Below are 18661 nucleotides of genomic sequence, written 5' to 3' on the forward strand. Positions count from 1 at the left end.
AACACAACTAACAACAACACGACATGAACATTTTACTACTTGGTTCCGGAGGAAGGGAACACGCGCTGGCCTGGAAAATGCTGCAAAGCCCATTGTGCGATACATTGTATGTAGCGCCCGGAAATGCCGGCACATCGGCTATTGCAACAAACCTTGACTTCGTTTCGACTGACTTTGAAGCGGTAAAGGCAGCAACACTTGCAAAAAATATAGGTATGGTGGTCGTTGGTCCCGAAGACCCATTGGTAAAAGGGATATACGATTTCTTTAAGAATGGTGCCGATCTGAAGAATATTCCGGTCATTGGGCCGTCAAAGCAGGGTGCACAGCTGGAAGGCAGCAAGGAATTTGCAAAACAGTTCCTTATAAAGAATAACATCCCAACCGCGGCCTATGACAGCTTTACCAAAGAAACCGTGGAGGAGGGATGCGAATTCCTTACTACCCTGAAGCCACCTTATGTACTAAAAGCTGACGGACTTGCGGCAGGGAAAGGCGTACTGATACTGGAAGACCTTGCCGAAGCGCAGCAGGAACTGAGGAACATGCTTGTTGATGAAAAATTTGGCGAAGCGAGCGCCAAAGTAGTGATCGAAGAATTCCTCGACGGGATAGAACTGAGCTGCTTTGTACTTACCGACGGCAAAAGCTACAAGCTGTTGCCTACCGCCAAAGATTATAAGCGCATAGGCGAAGGAGATACAGGCCTTAATACTGGCGGAATGGGAGCGGTATCGCCGGTACCATTTGCCGATGCAGCATTTATGGAAAAGATAGAAACCCGCATCGTAAAACCTACGATAGAAGGGCTTAAGAAAGATAATATCGATTATAAAGGATTTGTGTTCATCGGGCTTATAAAAGTAGGCGATGATCCGTTCGTGATCGAATATAATGTAAGGATGGGCGACCCGGAAACGGAAGTTGTAATACCAAGGTTAAAATCGGACCTGGTAGAATTGTTTTTGGCTGTAGCCAATGAAAAGCTGGATGAGGCAGTGCTGGAAACCGACGAGAGGAGCGCGGCTACAATAATGGTGGTGGCTGGCGGCTACCCCGAAGGCTATGCAAAAGGCGATGTCATCACAGGGCTGGAAAAAGTGGAAGGCTCTATTGCATTCCATGCAGGGACGAAACTACAGAATGGAGAGGTAGTGACCAATGGCGGCCGAGTTATAGCGGTAACTTCGTACGGTGATGGCTTTATGGAAGCCATAAAAAAATCTTACCAAAATATAGCAGAACTACATTTTGATAAGATGTATTACAGAAAGGATATCGGGCTCGACTTATGATAAGAACGAGTGCGCTGTAGTATCCTGGTCGTCGTCGTTATTTTGCTTGAATATGGTCAGCTGTTTTAGCCAGTACCAGGTAGCGGCACAGCAGATAAGGATAAATATCCATGTGATGATATTTGCTATCCACCAGTTCTTAAGCTCAAGGGCACGGAAAAAGTGCATTGGAACAAAAAGAAAATCAGTGAAAAGAGATCCCAGTGCTTCGAAAAATGTTTTCATTTTTAGACAAGTGTTATATTTACAGTCACAAAAGTATAAAATAATCGCATGTTAGCAAGTGTTTTTAATAAATCAAGGCCGGTAAATTACGCATTAATTGGCGCAGGGCTGGTTTTGTTTTATTTTTTATACCTTTTTAAGGATGACCACTGGACATCCAACTACCTTCTGGTGCTGCAAAAAGCAGGCTTGCTGCTCATTTTGGCAGGATCTGTTTTCCTTGTCAATTTCATTACGCGCAGGAATACACTCAGCAAAGCGAACACCTATGCCATGTTCCTGTTCCTGGTTTTCCTGATATTGTTCCCCACCATAATGGTGAACACCAATATCATCATCTCCAACTTTTTCCTGCTGCTGGCTTTGCGGAGGCTTATATCGCTCCAGTCCCTAATTACGCCGAAAGAGAAGATCTTCGATGCTTCCTTCTGGATATTTGCCGCGGCTGTTTTCCATTTCTGGAGCATCATTTATATAGTACTGGTTTTCATCTCCATTGTTTTCCACGTGTCGCGGGACTACAGGAACTGGCTTATACCGTTTATCGCTTTTTTTGGTGTCGCGATAATTTATTTTATGGGCGGCCTTATTGCCGGGGAAGGTTTCTTTAAGCAGGTGATCGATGAGATACAGGTAAGCTTTGACTTTACCTATTTCGAGAACATTTACCAGAATATCGCCCTCGCAGTTTTCTCTTCCATCGCGGTACTTTTTGCGGTGCCGTATATATTTTCTATTACCAGCAAGCCGCTCAACCTGCAGGCATCGCACAAGAAAATAATTTATTCGTTCCTCATTGGCGTTGCGATATACGTGCTTTCGGCGAATAAGAACAACAGTTTCCTTGCCTTCACGTTTGCACCGCTTGCCATCATGGGCGCCAATTACCTTGAAAGCCAGGAAAACGTCTGGGTTAAAGAAATCATTTTGGCATTAATAGTAGTGATAGCGATATTCCTGTTTAGTTCGCAGCTTTAATACTACTTAATTTTCCGTACAGATTAATTCCCTACGGGAAATATTTTCCGGGGCTAAATTCTTTTATCTACCAAAATCGATTCCCTCCGGGAAATTGAAAACTCACGAAAAGATATCACTTAGTGATTAAATTTTGGTAGAGATATTAAATTACCAATGAACATTTCCCGTAGGGAATTAATGGATTTTTTGCCCTGATTCCTACAACTTCACCCCATAAGCCAAATCCCCTGCATCACCCAACCCCGGAACAATATATTTCTTTTCGTTCAGGTGGCTGTCCAGCGAGGCAACCCATAAGTGACAATTGTCCGGCAACGATTCCTGCAACAGCGCAATGCCCTCGGGCGCGGCAATAACAACAGCAATGTGGAAGGATATAGGGCTTTGTCCCGGCAGTATCTTTTTAAGCACTTCGGCCAATGACATTCCCGTGGCCAGCATTGGGTCGAGCACGATGAGGTTTTTACCGGTAAAAGATGGCGCAGCCTGGTACTCCACCAATATATCAAAAAATTCATCGTTATGCGGGTGGTGCCTGTAGGCCGAGATAAACCCGTTTTCGGCATCGTCGAAAAAGCTCAGGAACCCGTCATGCAGCGCCAATCCCGCCCGCAGTATAGAGCACAATACCACACCATCTTTTATTTCCATTGTTTTTTTAATTCCCAAAGGGGTGTGTACATCACGGTCTTTATACTCAAGCTCCTTACTAATCTCATAAGCCATGATCTCGCCAATGCGTTCGATATTTTTACGGAACCGCATGCTGTCCTTCTGCACATCCACATCACGGATCTGCGAAAGAAAATGGTTTAAGATGCTGTTATTTTCTGAAAGGTAGTGTACATGCATGGGGTTAAAATTTGTGTTAGCAGGTTAAAAGTATTAAAACTATATTTGTAAAATTAAATTTAAGACTATGTTTTCTAAAATAGCTTTCCCCATATTTGAGCAGAGCATCAATGATTATCACCAGTTTGATAATGTAGACCAGCCGGTAAACAATCCATTCAGTAAAGATAAGATAGAACACCTGTTATATGCAAAAAACTGGGTAGATACTGTACAATGGCATTATGAAGACATAATCCGTAACCCGGCTATAGACCCTGTTGAAGCGCTCGTTCTTAAAAGAAAAATCGATGCCTCCAACCAGGTGAGGACCGATATGGTAGAGTATATCGACAGCTATTTTTTACAGAAATACAGCAATGTAAAGGTAAAGGACAATGCCAAAATAAATTCCGAAAGCCCGGCATGGGCACTGGACAGGCTTTCGATACTTGCCCTTAAGATATTCCACATGAACGAGGAGGCTACCCGTGAAGACGCTTCGCCGGAGCACAGGGCAAAATGCCAGGAAAAGCTGAATGTGCTGCTGGAGCAGAAGAAAGACCTTTCTACCGCTATTGACGACCTTATTACTGATATTGAGAATGGCGACAAGTACATGAAGGTGTACAAGCAGATGAAAATGTATAATGACGAAGAGCTGAACCCGGTACTGTACCAAAACAAAAAGTAAACTCCCATGCGGGGAACCAAACATATACTGGTCATAAGGCTGTCTGCCATGGGCGATGTCGCAATGACCGTACCTGTCATTCGCGAACTGGTTGCAAGCCATGAGAACGTAAAGGTGACCGTGGTGTCAAAAGCAGCCTATAAGGCTTTCTTTGACGAAATTCCGCGCGTTTCCTTTTTTGAAGCCGATACCGAAGGCAGGCACAAGGGCTTTTTCGGCCTCCTGCGCCTTTATGGCGAACTCAAAAAACTCCATTTTTATGCGGTGGCTGACCTGCATAATGTGCTGCGGTCGAAGATCATTACCAAACTTTTTGCTTTCAGGGGCAAAAAAACCGCCACGGTAGATAAAGCAAGGAAAGAAAGGGCAGCGCTCACCAGCCTTACCAATAAGGTATTCGAACCGCTTACGCCGGTAAGCAGGAGGTATGCGGCCGTTTTTGGAAAACTGGGCTTCCCTATATCATTGGAAAACCCGGTATTCCCTGAAAAGCAAAAAATAACACTTGACCTTTTAGAACTATTAGGCCCTAAGAATGAGCAATGGATAGGTATAGCGCCGTTTGCCCAGCACCGCAGCAAGATATACCCACGCGAACTGATACAACAGGTGATAACCAATCTGGCTGCAAATCCCAACTATAAGCTAATGCTGTTTGGTGGCGGCAAGCAGGAAGCAAGTACCCTGAAAAAATATGCCAAAGGCCTCGATAATGTTTTTGTCATTGCCGGGAAAATGAACCTCAAGCAGGAACTGCGGCTCATCAGCAACCTCGACCTTATGCTGAGTATGGATAGCGGCAATGCACATATTGCGGCAATGTTAGGTGTTAAGGTAGTCACGCTGTGGGGCGCCACGCATCCCTATACCGGCTTTGCACCATTCAACCAGCCGGCAGATTATGCCCTGGTATCCGACAGGGAGAAATACCCCTTGCTGCCCACATCAGTTTACGGCAATAAGAAGGTGAAAGGCTATGATGATGCCATGCAGACCATACTGCCCGAAACAGTCGTCAGTAAAATAAATGATATACTAAAAAAGGATGCCCGTTAAAGCATCCTTATTGATATTACGTTTTTCCATTTAACGATAGGAGAAATCTTTAATTCCAATGATTATCTGAGATTTCTCACTCCGCAGGCTCCATTCGAAATGAAAGCAAGGTTCGGGCATTTAAAACTACCTACACATCATCATAATCTACATAGATCTCCGGTGTGGTAGGGTGTGCCTGGCAAGTCAGGATAAGGCCTTCGGCGATCTCGCCGTCGGTCAGTATGGCGTTTTTCTTCATTTCAGCCTTACCGTTAGTGATGCGGGCCATACAGCTGCTGCAAATACCGCCCTGGCAGGAGTAAGGCGCATCGATGCCCTGTTTTAGTGCGGCATCCAGTATCGTCATTTGCTGCGACATAAGGAAAGTAACCTCCTCGTCGTCAACCAGTACAGTTATTTTTGTCTGCCCATCTAAGTTCTCCTCGATCTTCTTCTCGGCTATCGGTGTTGAGAACAGTTCGAATTTAATATTCTTTTCGGGTACATTATTTTCTTTCAGCACCTCATTTACCGCGAGGATCATTTCCTCCGGACCGCACAGGTAAAATTTAGCGAATTCTTTTTCCTTGTGTTTATTCCTGATAACGAAGTTAACGGTAGAACGCTCGATCCTGCCGAAAAGCGCATCTTCGGCCCTGGCCTGGCTGAACACGAAATGCACGAAGAAGCGCCCTACATATTCCTGCTGCAGTTTATGCAGGAAGTCGTGGAAGATAGTATCGTTTGGTGTCTTGTTGCCGTATACCAGCACAAACGTGCTCTCGGGTTCGCTCTGTAAAACCGACTGTATTATAGAAAGTACCGGGGTGATGCCGCTGCCGGCTGCAAATGCTGCATAGTTGCGCTGCCTGTCGGCTTTTGGCTCAAAAGTGAATTTTCCTTCGGGGGTGCCTACCTCCATGGTATCGCCTATGGTAAGCCTTTCGTTTGCAAAAACAGAAAAGCCGCCGTTCTTTACTGCCTTAATGGCCACACGAAGCTCATTGCTGCCCGGCGCGGAACATATAGAATAGGCCTTGCGGATCTCCTGGCCTTCAAATTCGGTTTTGATATTGATGTACTGACCTGCGGTAAAGCTATAATCTTCTTTTAATTTTTCGGGGATCTCAAAAGCTATGGAAACAGCCTGTGGCGTTTCCCTCCTGATATCTTTTATGACAAGCGAATGAAATGTAGACATGTTTGTAAATTTCCTGCAAAAATACGCATCCTTTTGCGGAAATAAAAAAGTAACCTGTTTTTAATATACCTAAGAATATTATGCATAACATTTTTATGTATATTTGTTTTGTAAAAATAACCGATGAAAAATTCACAGCTTTATAAAGGCAGCCTCACCACCATAATCATGAAGCTGCTGGAAGAGAACGGCAGGATGTACGGCTATGAGATCACCCAGAAGGTAAAGCTCATTACAGCCGGCGAACTCAATATTACCGAAGGGGCGCTCTACCCGGCGCTGCACCGCCTGGAAGCCGACGGCCATTTGGATGTGGAAGTCGAAAAAGTTGACAACCGCCTGCGCAAATACTACAAGCTCACCGAAAGCGGCCAGAAAGAAACTGTGAACCGACTTAGCGAGCTCGAGGATTTCATAAAGAATATGCAGAGTTTAATGGGGAACCGTGACCTAAAATTAGGATATTGATATGAGACTTACAGAAGAGCAAATACGTTTTATCGACTCCTACCTGAAAAATGCAGGTGTGGAATATCTGGACATTCGCTGCGAAATGACCGACCATGTTGCGGCGGCACTTGAAGAGCAGGAAGGGGAATTCATGGATAATTTTAAAGCATACATGCTGCGGCACAAAAAAGGCCTGCTGGCATCCAACAGGAAATTTCGCAGGATCGCGGGCAGGAAAGCAGTGCTTTTGTTGTTAAGGAATCTTGCCGGGCTGCGTTTTTTGATAATGCTGGCAACAATTATTTCTGTCACCTATCTTATGGTACAGGCTTATGATTTAGAAACCGTCACCGACAATTTCTTTACCGGCTTCATGCTGTTTTTTGTTGTGATGGTAATATATTACTGGTACATACGGCTGTCAGGGCGCTCAAAATTCTCGGTAGCTAATAGTGTAATTGGCATTTCTTCTTTTGTAATTTATCTGGCTATCATTGCTTTTCGCGCAGAACGCTGGATGGAAAACGAATTCATACCCGCTTACTACGGATTTTTCTTAGTATTCATGATTGAAGTAGTACTCACCTTCCGGCAACTGAAGAAAAAATACGAATTGCAGTATGGAAGCTAAAAAGATCTCCACGGAACAGTTTAGCCAATTGCTTGCCTTTACCCGAAAGCATTTTGTAGAATATTACGACCTGCAGGTTGAGCTGGCCGACCATCTTGCCAATGCTATCGAACAACGCTGGCAGGCACAACCCGCCCTTACCTTTGATGAAGCATTGCACCTGGAGTTTAAAAAATTTGGAATATTCGGGTTCAGCGACATAGTAGAACAGCGGCAAAATGCGCTTTTTAAAAAATACTACAGGCTTGTACGTAAGGAATTACTGTCGGCGCTTACATTTCGTGCGGTACTTATTGCCGTTTTGGGTACCCTTGCGGTATATGAAATAGTAATGCTTCTGCCGTGGAGCTATTTCGTGCTTTTACTGGGTTCCCTGATTGTAAGCTGCTACAGGCTTTGGCAACTGCGAAGGCAATACAAAAAGAAGCTGGACAGTACAGGCAAAAAATGGCTGTTGGAAGAGATCATTTTCAGTTGTGGCGGATTGGGAATTATGCTTAACCTGCCGTTCCAGCTGCTCCGGTATGTGTTGCAGGACAACATCCCTTCGGGTGTTGCCGCAGCCATGGCGCTTATTTTGATACTTTCTATATTGTATGGATATGTAGTGCTTTTCAGGATGCCCCGTCACGCCGAAGCTTACCTGCAAAAAGCGTATCCTGAATATGCCATGGAAAATTAACACCGGGAAGTGTAACTTTCAGTAAAGTTAGCTGACTAATTCAATACAACTAAACAACCACATTATAATGTTCAGGAAATTTATCAGCCTCGAATGGAAAGCATTCACCAGGGCTTCTTCCTTTAAAGCCAATGTTGCCTTAAAGATCTTCATGATCATAGCGGCCATCTATTTCTCATTGGTGTTTTTGGCCTCCGGTGTTTTAGCTTACAAGCTTATCGAAGATACCGGCCAGGACCCGCTGGTCATCGTAAGCAAATACATGATCTATTATACCCTGGCAGACCTGATGATGCGCATCTTCCTGCAGAAGATCCCGGTAATGAACATCCGCCCGCTGCTGACCCTGCCGATAAAACGAAAAACCATCGTACACTTTGCCATAGGGAAAAGCGTATTGTCGTTCTTCAATTTCCTGCATGCCTTCTTTTTGGTGCCTTTCACGATAATGCTGCTCTTACATGGCTACGACCCGCTTAATTCGGTCTTATGGTACGTTGGCATTACGGCGCTTGTGTATTGCAATAACTTCCTGAATATCCTTGCTAATAATAAAGACTGGGTGTTTGCCGTGATATTGGTGTTTTTCGTCGGCATCGGGGCATTGCAGTACTACCAGCTGTTTGACATTACCATCATAACCTCGATATTTTACCACGGGTTTTACAGCACGTACTATATGTTCCTGATACCGATAGCCATCCTTGCAGCGCTATGGATCATCACCTTCTCCTACTTCCGTAAAAACCTGTATCTTGATACCGGCCTTAAAGGCAAACATGAAATTGCCGAAACGCAGGACTACACCTGGCTTAACCGGTTTGGCACCATGGGTACCTTCCTGAAGAACGACATCAAGCTGATACGCAGGAACAAGCGTTCTAAAACCACCGTTACCATGAGTGTGCTGTTCCTGTTTTACGGGCTGCTGTTCATGACCGGCGCTATCGAGCAGTATGATAATGATTTCTGGAAAGTATTCGCAGGTATTTTTGTTACGGGAGGCTTCATGTTCACCTTCGGGCAGTTCGTGCCGAGCTGGGACAGCGCCTATTACCCTCTGATGATGAGCCAGAACATACAGTATAAAGACTATATCGCTTCGAAATGGTGGCTGGTGGTTATCGGTACGCTTATCAGTACAGTGTTGGCAGCATTCTATCTTTACTTTGGCTTGAGTACCTATCTGATTATCCTTGCCGGTGCGGTATATAATATAGGAGTGAATTCGCACCTGGTACTGTTGGGCGGGGCTTTCATCAAAACGCCTATCGACCTTGCCAGCAGCAAACAGGCTTTTGGGAACAAGAAAGCCTTCAACGTAAAGACCATGCTGCTTACCATACCGAAGCTATTATTACCCATCGGGCTTTACGCCTTGGGGAATTATATTGCCGGCGCTAATGGCGGCTATGCTTTTGTAGCAGGGGCGGGCCTGATCGGATTTGCCTTCCGTAACATGATGTTCCGGCAAATAGAGAAGGTTTACAAAAGCGAGAAATACAAAACACTGGATGCTTACAAACAAAAAGAATAAATAACTACGATAATGATACAGGCACAAAACCTTAGGAAAACATATAACGGTGTAACCGTACTGAATATAGACCACCTGCAAATTCGCAAAGGCGAAAGCCTGGGGCTGGTAGGGAATAACGGCGCAGGGAAAACAACATTCTTCAGCCTGCTGCTCGACCTTATCGAGCCTTCGAACGGCGAAGTGAAGATAAAGGATATTGTGGTAAACAAAAGCGAGGCATGGAAACCGGTAACGGCGGCTTTTCTTGATGAGACCTTCCTTATAAGCTACCTTACCCCCGAGGAATATTTCTATTTCATCGGCGAGCTGCGTGGCCAGAACAAAGCCGATGTAGATGGGCTGCTGAAAAAGCATGAAGACTTTTTTAATGGTGAGATACTCAATAAGAAAAAGTACCTGCGCGACCTCTCCAAAGGGAACCAGAAGAAAGTGGGCATCATCGCCACGCTTATTGGCAATCCCGAAGTTATCGTTCTCGATGAGCCGTTTGCCAACCTGGATCCCACCACGCAATTCAGGCTCAAAAAGATCATCAAGGAACTGGCCGATGATAAGAATGTGACCATATTGGTATCGAGCCACGACCTTATGCACACCACCGAGGTAAGCACCCGCATCGTGGCGCTGGATAAAGGACGAATTGTAAAAGACATACAAACATCGGACGAAACCCTGAAAGAGCTGGAAGAATTCTTTGCGGTGTAGGTCACACATAATTTCCAGTTTGAGTGAAGCTCTTCCCCTCCTTTGGAGGGGTGCCTGAAGGGTGGGGTGGTTTATATTAACTAAGATTTCATTCCATATATAAATTATATGCCTGTTATTAAAAAATATCACAATTTGTGAAAATTTGTGTAATTCGTGGCTAAAACCGGAGCATGCGCTAATGGCATGCTGCCGGTTTTTTTTTGCCAAAAAACTCCCACTTAGAAAAAAGAAGCGTATTTTTACCCCTCTCTATACTAAAAAGAGATTTTAAAAGTTAAGGATAAAAAGCTTTTACATTGAAAACCAGCAAGTATAAATATATTCTTCTTTGCGGGGTGCTCGGCTTTGCCATAGCCTGCTCCACCAAGAAAGACTCTTTCGTAAACCGGAATTATCACGCAATGACTACCAAATATAATGTATTATATAATGGTGAGAATGCGCTGCAGGCTGGTATCAACGACCTTAAAACCACCTATGCCGATAATTTTTGGGATGTGCTGCCTGTAGAAAAGATGCAGCCGGCCAAAGAGGAAATGGAGCCTACCGATAAACGGAATGCCAATTTTGAAAGGGCAGAGACCAAGGCAACCAAGGCGATACAAAAACACTCCATGAACCTTGGCGGCATTGAAAGGAACGAGCAAATGGATGAGGCCCACTTACTGTTGGGGAAATCAAGATATTACGACAACCGTTTTATCCCTGCGCTCGAAGCCTTCAACTATGTGCTGTACAAGCACAAAGGGAGCAGCAGGATAGATGAGGTGAAAGTATGGCGCGAAAAGACCAACATCCGCCTTGAGAATGAAGGCACAGCCATAAAGAACCTGAACCAGCTGCTGAAAGAAAAAAAGGACAAAATGGACGAGCAGATATATGCCGATGCCAATGCAATGCTGGCGCAGGCCTATATCAATACAGGCGTGAACGACAGCGCCGTTTTTGTGCTAAAAAAAGCAATGGAATTCACGAGGGACCGCGAGCAGGAAGCCCGTTACCGCTTTATATTGGGGCAGCTTTTCGGCAAGATGAAGCAGCCCGACAGCGCGTATGCCTACTACCAGTCGGTTATAGATATGAACAGGAAGTCGCCGAGGCGCTATGTGATACAGGCGCATGCCATGCAGGCCGGGATGTTCGATCATGAAAAGGGCGATACCCTCGCCTTCATGACCAACATGAGGGAACTGCTGGAAGACCGCGAGAACAGGCCTTACCTTGATATTATCCATCACCAGGTGGCACTGTATTATGACAAGCAGGGCAATGATGAGAAAGCGGTAAAGCATTACAACAAATCGCTCCGCACCAAATCGGCCGACAAGTACCTGATGGCTTCCAACTACAGGAATATTGCCGAAATTAATTTTGAAAAGGCAAAATACCCGATGGCCGGTAAGTATTATGACAGTACCATGGTGTATCTTGACAACAGGGGCAGGGAATTCAAGGCCATCAAAAAGAAAAGGGATAACCTTGAGGATGTAATAAAATATGAAGCCATTGCACAGAACAATGACAGCATACTTCATATAGTGTCGCTTTCCGAAACAGGAAGGGTCGCTTTTTTTGAGGACTATATCAAAAGGCTGAAAGAGCAGGAAGAAAAGGAAAGAAAGAGGCTTGAGGCAGAGGCGCAGAAGCAGGCCAACATAGCTGCTGCCGGGGCTCGCTCCTTTAACGATGATGATGCATTTATCCCGGGCTCGAATGCAAATAGCAATGGGCAGGTATCGCTTCGCAAGAATTCAGGTGACGATTTCACAAATTCAGGCAAAGGTGATAATTCAAGATCCGGGGCGCCAAATATTCCTGCGGGCGCAAAGTCCCAGCCGGGAATGCCAACATCAGGCATTGGTGGTGCCTCTGGCGGAAATGGCAACAGTAAGTTTTATTTCTATACGCCGTCAACGGTTTCCTATGGCAAGCTTGAATTTAAGAAACGCTGGGGCGACAGGCCGCTGGTAGATAACTGGAGATGGTCGTCTGAAATAAAGAACAAGGGCAAAGAAAATGATGATCCCGCGGCTGCCGGAAAAGAGGGTGACACCCTTGCTGTAGCGGGTAAAGAGGGAAAAGAAGATAAAAAAATCGACGAGCGCTATACTGCCGATTTTTATATCAAACAATTGCCTACATCGCAGGTGGTGCTGGACAGCCTTGCAAAAGACCGCAACTTTGCCTACTACCAGCTGGGTATTATTTATAAGGAGAAGTTCAAGGAGTACAAGCGCGCTGCCGACAAGCTGGAAAAGCTTTTGGTAAACAATCCTGAAGAGCGCCTTATTCTTCCGGCAAAATACAACCTGTACAAGATATACCAGATCATAGACCCATCGAAAGCAGATAAATACAAGCAGCAGGTACTGGACGAATACCCGGACAGCAGGTATGCCGAGATCATAAAGAATCCAGGAATGGATGCGGTAAACAATGCAAGCCCGGAAGCCGTGTATGCTTCGGTGTATAAAAAATATGAAGAAGGCAAAACGAGGGAAGTAATCGCGTTGCTGGAAACCAATATTGAAACCTATACTGGCGAGGAGATCGTTTCTAAGTTCGAACTGCTGAAAGCAAGGATCGTGGGCAGGCTGCAGGGGCTTGAAGAATATAAAAAATCGCTCAACTTTGTAGCGCTTACGTATCCGAACAGCACCGAAGGCAAACTGGCCGAAACGATATTGAAAACGGATGTTCCCAACCTTGAGAAGAACGCCTTTGGCAAGCCGTCGGTAACCTATAAAATGATCTTTAAATTTGACAGCCCGACCGATCCTAAAATTGCACCGCTAAAGGCCAAGATAGAGAAATTCATTAAAGAAGGACTTAACAACAGCATCACCATTTCGCAGGATGTTTATACTACGAATGAAGATTTTCTCGTGGTGCACGGCTTCAACAGCAAGCTGGCTGCTGAGGATGCTGCATCGGTACTGAAAGAATATAAGGATTATAAGATCGCTGAAACGCCGATAGTAATTTCGACTGAGGACTATAAAGTGGTACAGATCAAAAAGAACCTTACCGGGTTTTTAGCCATAAAATAAGAAATTATGTTTGAGAAGCCCCAAAAATCGTATACCGACCTGCTCGGGAAAACCAACAGGATCGTAGAAGGGACAACTATTAAAGGAGATATCATATCGCAGGCCGATTTCAGGCTGGATGGTGAGCTTACCGGCAATTTTACTTCCAGGGGAAAGATAGTCATAGGCCCCGCCGGAAGTGTTACCGGCGATATCAAATGCAAGAATGCCGACATAGAAGGGCGCTTTAATGGTAAAATCGAGGTAGACGAACAACTTAATGTAAAATCGAAGGCGCACATAAAGGGCGAGGTCATTACCGGCAAGCTGTCGGTAGAACCGGGTGCCGAATTCAGTGCTTCATGCGTAATGAAGACCCAGGTAAAACCTTTGCCAAAAAACAATGAGCAGCAACAAGCCGGATAAAAATCCCAACAAGTGGCTTGTGCTTATAAGCCTGCCCATACAAATGGGAATCGTGATCTTCGCCTTCTCCTGGTTTGGCGGGTGGCTTGACGAAAAATACCCTAACGATAACGGGCTCTACAAAAAAATAACTACGCTGCTTGGTGTATTCCTCTCTTTATATTATGTAATCAGGCAGGTGAACAACCTCGACAAGAAAAAATAGACATGGCATTAAACCAGTACCGCCTACAAATTACGGCATTACTTTTTGGTATAGTATTTTATGCAGTGAACAGGCTGATTTTTTTGCTTCCGGATTTTAGCATAAAATATACTGCATATCACCATTCATTAGAGGTTTTATATTTATTTTTCATAACCTGTGCAGTAATACTAATCACAGTCCTTTTAAAGGTATACAAACATAGCATGGACAATACGGGCTATGTTTTTATAGGCGCAACATTGGTTCAAATGGGGCTTTGCTATTTAATGTTAAAGCCAATACTTGAAGCGGGTGAAGGAGGTCGATTTGAAAAAATGAATTTCTTTTTCATTTTTATTCTCTTTTTGACAATTGAGACAGTCTTAACTATAAGATTATTAAATAAAAAGCAGTAAAATGGCTTTTGAACGACAATAATCAAAAAAAATAATTTTTTGTGTATTGGCTGTGTAAATAATTAGTTTACCTTTGCACCAAATTTTAGAACCGTATAAAACTAAGATAAGGCAATGGTGATTTCTAATAAACCACTTCAATTTATAATGGCAGCCATGGTTGCCTGTCTTCCGTTAACTACATCTGCAAATTCAACCCAGCATAATGACCACGCCCAAGCTGATACAACTGTTGTTGAGTCAGTTAAAGTAGTTGAAGATGAGGATGGTGCTGCAGACGATATAAAGGCGAAAAGTAAAACTCACATCCTGCACCACGTTCAGGATTCGCATGATTTTACGTTTTTCTCTGACGAGGCTGAAGGAAAGCATTATGGTTTCCCGCTTCCTGTAATTTTGATTGATGACGGCCTTAAAGTTTTCTCTTCTTCAAAATTCAACCATGGTGAAAGCGTTGCCGAAGTAGACGGCAACTATTACAAGCTGCACCACGGCAAAATATACAAAACGGATGCTGCAGGTGCACTTACTTACCAAGGTGAGCACCACGAACATCCTACTAATGTAAAGCCGCTTGACTTCTCTATTACAAAAAGTGTGTTGATGATAATTATTACCGCAATTTTGATGCTTATCATATTTAGCGGCCTTGCAAAAACATATCCTAAAAATGGCGGTATTGCAACAGGATTTGGAAGATTCTTTGAGCCATTGGTGATATATATTCGTGATGAGATTGCTATCCCGAATATCGGCGAGAAGCACTATAAAAAATACATGAGCTACCTATTAACGATATTCTTCTTTATATGGTTTCTTAATATATTTGGATTGACACCGCTGGGAGTGAATGTTACAGGTAACCTTGCAGTAACGGCAGCACTTGCTATACTTACATACCTTATTACAACATTTACAGCCAAGAAAACATACTGGGGGCACATCTTCTGGATGCCTGGTGTGCCTGTGCCTATGAGAATCGTTCTTGCGCCAATTGAACTATTGGGCACCATCATCAAGCCGTTCTCATTAATGATACGTCTTTATGCTAACATATTTGCGGGCCATATAGTATTGATGAGTATCATTGCTTTGATGTTTATTTTCAAAAACTGGATAGGCAGCAGCTTGTCTTTCGGACTTGCATTTGTACTTTCAATCCTTGAGATTCTTGTAGCATTATTACAGGCGTATATTTTCACGATGCTTTCAGCGCTTTATTTCGGTGCAGCTGTAGAGGAGCATCACCACGATGAGCATCATCATGAAGAAGAAGGAGTTAAAGCGCATCACTAAAATTTGAATGTTTAATTTTTAATATATACATTATGCAAATCCCAGAAATTATTGGAGCAGGCCTTATCGTAATCGGTGCGGGTGTTGGTATTGGTAAAATTGGTGGTTCAGCAATGGACGCTATCGCACGCCAGCCGGAAGCTTCTGGTAAAATCCAGACAGCTATGCTTATCGCTGCCGCTCTTATTGAAGGTATTGGTTTCGCTGCGTTATTCGCAAAATAATCCAAACTCATAAACTATGGTTGCAACGGTTGGTTGTAACCATAGTTTTAATTAAAACAAATAATTAACTAAGGCAACTTAATATATATTATGGAAAAGTTACTCAACGATTTTTCTTTTGGTCTGTTTTTCTGGCAGATAATTATTTTCGTACTGTTAATACTGCTTCTTAAGAAGTTTGCTTGGAGACCAATTCTTACCTCTATAAATGACAGGGAGCAGGGAATTAAGGATGCATTGGCTTCTGCCGAGGCTGCCCGTAAAGAAATGCACAACCTACAGGCTGATAACCAAAGGATCCTTCAGGAAGCAAGGCTTGAAAGGGATGCTATGATGAAAGAAGCCCGTGAGATAAAAGAAAAAATGATCGCTGATGCTGAAGCTGATGCAAAAGTAAGGGGCGAGAAATTAATAGAGCAGGCTAAAACAGCTATCGAAAGCGAGAAAAACGCTGCCATGGCTGAGCTTAAGGCACAGGTATCAGGCCTTTCGCTTGAGATCGCCGAAAAATTGCTTAAAAACGAACTATCGAACAGGGAAGCTCAAACCGCTTTGGTTGAGAAAATGCTGGGCGAAGTAAAACTAAACTAATCCATCGTTATGACAGGTTCAAGAGCTGCAATACGATATGCAAAGGCAATACTGGAAATGGCACAGGCTTCGGGCGCTGCACAGCAGGTGAACGATGACATGGCGCTAATTGCCGCTACCCTTAAAGAGAGCGGTGAGCTTTCATCCTTCATTAATAACCCTACTATCAAGGGCGAAGTGAAAGAGTCGGCTTTGAAAGAAGTGTTTGCCAATACAGGAAACATTACGCAGGGACTTTTCAGGCTGCTGTTTGAAAACAGGAGGTTTGAGATCCTTGGCGCAATAGCTGCCGAGTACAAGACACAGTTCGATACCATGAATGGTGTTGAGGTGGCTACCGTTACTACGGCATTCCCTATCACTCCCGAGCTTGAAGCGAAAGTGCTCGACAAGGTAAAGGAGTTTTCGGATAAAAAGATCACCCTTAAGAATATTGTAGACCCGGCGATTATCGGCGGTTTCATATTAAGGGTAGGTGATAAGCAGTTCAATGCCTCTGTGGCAAACAGCCTGCTTACGCTGAAAAGAGAATTGAGTAATTAGAATTTTATCACAATAAGTGTTTAAACTATAATCAGATGGCAGAGATCAAACCAGCTGAAATTTCAGCAATATTAAAGAAACAATTGTCCGGTTTTGAATCGGGTGCTACATTGGAAGAAGTGGGAACAGTTCTTAATGTAGGTGATGGTATTGCCCGTGTTTACGGACTTTCCAACGCTCAATACGGTGAGTTGGTACAGTTCGACAACGGGTTAGAGGCTATTGTACTTAACCTTGAGGAAGACAATGTGGGCGTAGTATTGCTTGGCCCTTCAACGGGTATCAGGGAAGGTTCTACCGTAAAAAGGCTTGACCGTATTGCTTCGCTTAAAGTAGGCGAAGAAATGGTAGGCCGGGTGGTGAACACCCTTGGGCAGCCAATCGACGGTAAAGGCCCAATCGGTGGCCAGCTGTATGAGATGCCGCTTGAGCGTAAAGCTCCGGGCGTTATCTTCCGCCAGCCGGTAACTGAGCCGATGCAGACAGGTATCAAGGCAATCGACGCGATGATCCCGGTAGGCCGTGGACAGCGTGAGCTTGTAATTGGTGACCGCCAGACTGGTAAGACTACCGTTTGTATTGACACCATCCTGAACCAAAAAGAATTTTATGATGCAGGCAAACCTGTATTCTGTATATATGTAGCGGTTGGGCAAAAAGCTTCAACGGTTGCAGGTATCGCAAAAACACTGGAAGAAAAAGGCGCAATGGCTTATACGGTTATCGTTGCTGCAAATGCTTCCGACCCTGCGCCGATGCAGGTGTACGCTCCGTTCGCAGGTGCTGCGATAGGTGAGTACTTCCGTGATACGGGCCGTCCTGCCCTTATCATCTATGATGACTTGTCTAAACAGGCGGTTGCTTACCGTGAGGTTTCCCTTCTACTAAGGAGGCCACCGGGACGTGAGGCTTACCCTGGTGACGTTTTCTTCCTTCACTCAAGGCTTCTTGAGCGTGCTGCGAAGGTTATCGCCGATGACAACATTGCAAAAAATATGAACGACCTTCCGGAATCGTTAAGGCCAATCGTTAAAGGTGGCGGATCGCTTACTGCACTTCCGATCATTGAAACACAGGCGGGTGACGTTTCTGCTTATATCCCAACAAACGTGATCTCGATCACCGACGGACAGATCTTCCTTGAGTCTGACCTGTTCAACTCGGGTGTTCGCCCTGCGATCAACGTAGGTATCTCGGTATCCCGTGTAGGTGGTAACGCTCAGATCAAGTCGATGAAGAAAGTTGCCGGTACGCTTAAACTTGACCAGGCACAGTTCCGTGAGCTTGAAGCGTTCGCGAAATTCGGTTCCGACCTTGATGCGGCTACACTAAACGTAATCGAAAAAGGTAAACGTAACGTGGAGATCCTTAAGCAGGCGGTTAACGATCCGTTTACTGTAGAAGACCAGGTTGCGATCATCTATGCAGGTTCTAAAAACCTACTTAGGAACGTACCGGTTAACAAGGTAAAAGAATTCGAAAAAGACTATATCGAATACCTGAAAGCTACACACAGGGGAACCCTTGATGCGCTTAAAGCAGGTAAATTTACAGACGAGATAACCGACGTGCTTGAAAAAGCCGCTGCCGAGATCTCTGCGAAATATTAATTTTAGATATTAGATTTTAGTATTGAGAAGTGAGACTGAGCCCTCTCATTCTCACATCTCAAT

Annotated in this window: 21 protein-coding genes; 18 read left to right on the forward strand and 3 right to left on the reverse strand. The window is 44.4% G+C overall.

The annotated features are described in order from the left end of the window. Positions 1–23: 23 nt before the first annotated feature. Positions 24–1295: a phosphoribosylamine--glycine ligase gene (purD, locus tag HYN59_RS04690; protein ID WP_108777163.1), complete on the forward strand. Its 1272-nt coding sequence runs from the start codon at positions 24–26 to the stop codon at positions 1293–1295. On the opposite strand, the gene HYN59_RS04695 is transcribed toward purD, so the two are convergent. Further along, complete coding sequence (locus HYN59_RS04695) at positions 1290–1520, reverse strand: DUF6341 family protein (protein WP_108777164.1); 231 nt, start codon at positions 1518–1520, stop codon at positions 1290–1292. The two genes, purD and HYN59_RS04695, sit on opposite strands and share 6 nt — an antisense overlap. Positions 1521–1568: 48 nt before the next feature. Here HYN59_RS04695 and HYN59_RS04700 point away from each other — a divergent pair, with 48 nt between their 5' ends. After that, complete coding sequence (locus HYN59_RS04700; protein WP_108777165.1) at positions 1569–2498, forward strand: DUF6427 family protein; 930 nt, start codon at positions 1569–1571, stop codon at positions 2496–2498. A 201-nt stretch (positions 2499–2699) separates the two neighbouring features. Here HYN59_RS04700 and upp read toward each other — a convergent pair whose 3' ends face one another. Next, positions 2700–3353 (reverse strand): uracil phosphoribosyltransferase, encoded by a 654-nt coding sequence (upp, locus tag HYN59_RS04705; RefSeq protein ID WP_108777166.1) that lies wholly within the window; start codon positions 3351–3353, stop codon positions 2700–2702. A gap of 67 nt (positions 3354–3420) precedes the next feature. On the opposite strand from upp, the gene HYN59_RS04710 reads away from it, so the two are divergent. Further along, entirely contained in the window at positions 3421–4026 is a 606-nt protein-coding gene (locus HYN59_RS04710) for a DUF4254 domain-containing protein (RefSeq protein ID WP_108777167.1), read from the forward strand. A 6-nt stretch (positions 4027–4032) separates the two neighbouring features. Beyond that, positions 4033–5082 (forward strand): glycosyltransferase family 9 protein, encoded by a 1050-nt coding sequence (locus HYN59_RS04715; protein WP_245895665.1) that lies wholly within the window; start codon positions 4033–4035, stop codon positions 5080–5082. Positions 5083–5212: 130 nt separating this feature from the next. Here HYN59_RS04715 and HYN59_RS04720 read toward each other — a convergent pair whose 3' ends face one another. Next, the gene (locus HYN59_RS04720; protein ID WP_108777168.1) at positions 5213–6265 is read right to left on the reverse strand and encodes a 2Fe-2S iron-sulfur cluster-binding protein; all 1053 of its coding nucleotides are present in this window, start codon (positions 6263–6265) and stop codon (positions 5213–5215) included. Between the two features lie 123 nt (positions 6266–6388). Here HYN59_RS04720 and HYN59_RS04725 point away from each other — a divergent pair, with 123 nt between their 5' ends. From HYN59_RS04725 to atpA, 14 genes are all read left to right on the forward strand, one after another. Beyond that, positions 6389–6733 (forward strand): PadR family transcriptional regulator, encoded by a 345-nt coding sequence (locus HYN59_RS04725; protein WP_108777169.1) that lies wholly within the window; start codon positions 6389–6391, stop codon positions 6731–6733. Position 6734: 1 nt separating this feature from the next. Further along, the gene (locus HYN59_RS04730) at positions 6735–7346 is read left to right on the forward strand and encodes a hypothetical protein (RefSeq protein ID WP_108777170.1); all 612 of its coding nucleotides are present in this window, start codon (positions 6735–6737) and stop codon (positions 7344–7346) included. After that, the gene (locus HYN59_RS04735) at positions 7336–8028 is read left to right on the forward strand and encodes a hypothetical protein (RefSeq protein WP_108777171.1); all 693 of its coding nucleotides are present in this window, start codon (positions 7336–7338) and stop codon (positions 8026–8028) included. The genes HYN59_RS04730 and HYN59_RS04735 overlap by 11 nt, the downstream gene beginning before the upstream one ends. A 67-nt stretch (positions 8029–8095) precedes the next feature. Continuing rightward, positions 8096–9565 carry a DUF5687 family protein gene (locus HYN59_RS04740; protein WP_108777172.1) on the forward strand — a complete coding sequence of 490 codons (1470 nt, stop codon included), beginning with the start codon at positions 8096–8098 and terminating at the stop codon, positions 9563–9565. 12 nt (positions 9566–9577) lie between these two features. Continuing rightward, entirely contained in the window at positions 9578–10273 is a 696-nt protein-coding gene (locus HYN59_RS04745) for an ABC transporter ATP-binding protein (RefSeq protein ID WP_108777173.1), read from the forward strand. 299 nt (positions 10274–10572) lie between these two features. Next, positions 10573–13326, forward strand: coding sequence for a type IX secretion system periplasmic lipoprotein PorW/SprE (porW, locus tag HYN59_RS04750; RefSeq protein WP_108777174.1), 2754 nt, complete (start codon positions 10573–10575; stop codon positions 13324–13326). Positions 13327–13332: 6 nt separating this feature from the next. Continuing rightward, entirely contained in the window at positions 13333–13731 is a 399-nt protein-coding gene (locus tag HYN59_RS04755; RefSeq protein ID WP_108777175.1) for a bactofilin family protein, read from the forward strand. Beyond that, positions 13709–13936: an AtpZ/AtpI family protein gene (locus HYN59_RS04760; protein ID WP_108777176.1), complete on the forward strand. Its 228-nt coding sequence runs from the start codon at positions 13709–13711 to the stop codon at positions 13934–13936. Before HYN59_RS04755 ends, HYN59_RS04760 begins: the two co-directional genes overlap by 23 nt. A 2-nt stretch (positions 13937–13938) precedes the next feature. Then, positions 13939–14334 carry a hypothetical protein gene (locus tag HYN59_RS04765; RefSeq protein WP_108777177.1) on the forward strand — a complete coding sequence of 132 codons (396 nt, stop codon included), beginning with the start codon at positions 13939–13941 and terminating at the stop codon, positions 14332–14334. Between the two features lie 114 nt (positions 14335–14448). Further along, a complete protein-coding gene (gene atpB, locus HYN59_RS04770) occupies positions 14449–15630 on the forward strand; it encodes a F0F1 ATP synthase subunit A (protein WP_108777178.1) in 1182 nt (393 codons plus the stop codon). Between the two features lie 32 nt (positions 15631–15662). Next, positions 15663–15854: an ATP synthase F0 subunit C gene (gene atpE / locus HYN59_RS04775; protein WP_181369509.1), complete on the forward strand. Its 192-nt coding sequence runs from the start codon at positions 15663–15665 to the stop codon at positions 15852–15854. A 90-nt stretch (positions 15855–15944) separates the two neighbouring features. Beyond that, entirely contained in the window at positions 15945–16445 is a 501-nt protein-coding gene (locus HYN59_RS04780; RefSeq protein ID WP_108777180.1) for a F0F1 ATP synthase subunit B, read from the forward strand. A 9-nt stretch (positions 16446–16454) separates the two neighbouring features. Then, on the forward strand, positions 16455–16988 hold the full coding sequence (atpH, locus tag HYN59_RS04785) for an ATP synthase F1 subunit delta (RefSeq protein ID WP_108777181.1): 534 nt from the start codon (positions 16455–16457) through the stop codon (positions 16986–16988). A 35-nt stretch (positions 16989–17023) separates the two neighbouring features. Continuing rightward, positions 17024–18598 carry a F0F1 ATP synthase subunit alpha gene (gene atpA / locus HYN59_RS04790; RefSeq protein WP_108777182.1) on the forward strand — a complete coding sequence of 525 codons (1575 nt, stop codon included), beginning with the start codon at positions 17024–17026 and terminating at the stop codon, positions 18596–18598. Positions 18599–18661: the final 63 nt, after the last annotated feature.

Source organism: Flavobacterium album (assembly GCF_003096035.1).
In the GTDB taxonomy this organism is placed as follows: domain Bacteria; phylum Bacteroidota; class Bacteroidia; order Flavobacteriales; family Flavobacteriaceae; genus Flavobacterium; species Flavobacterium album.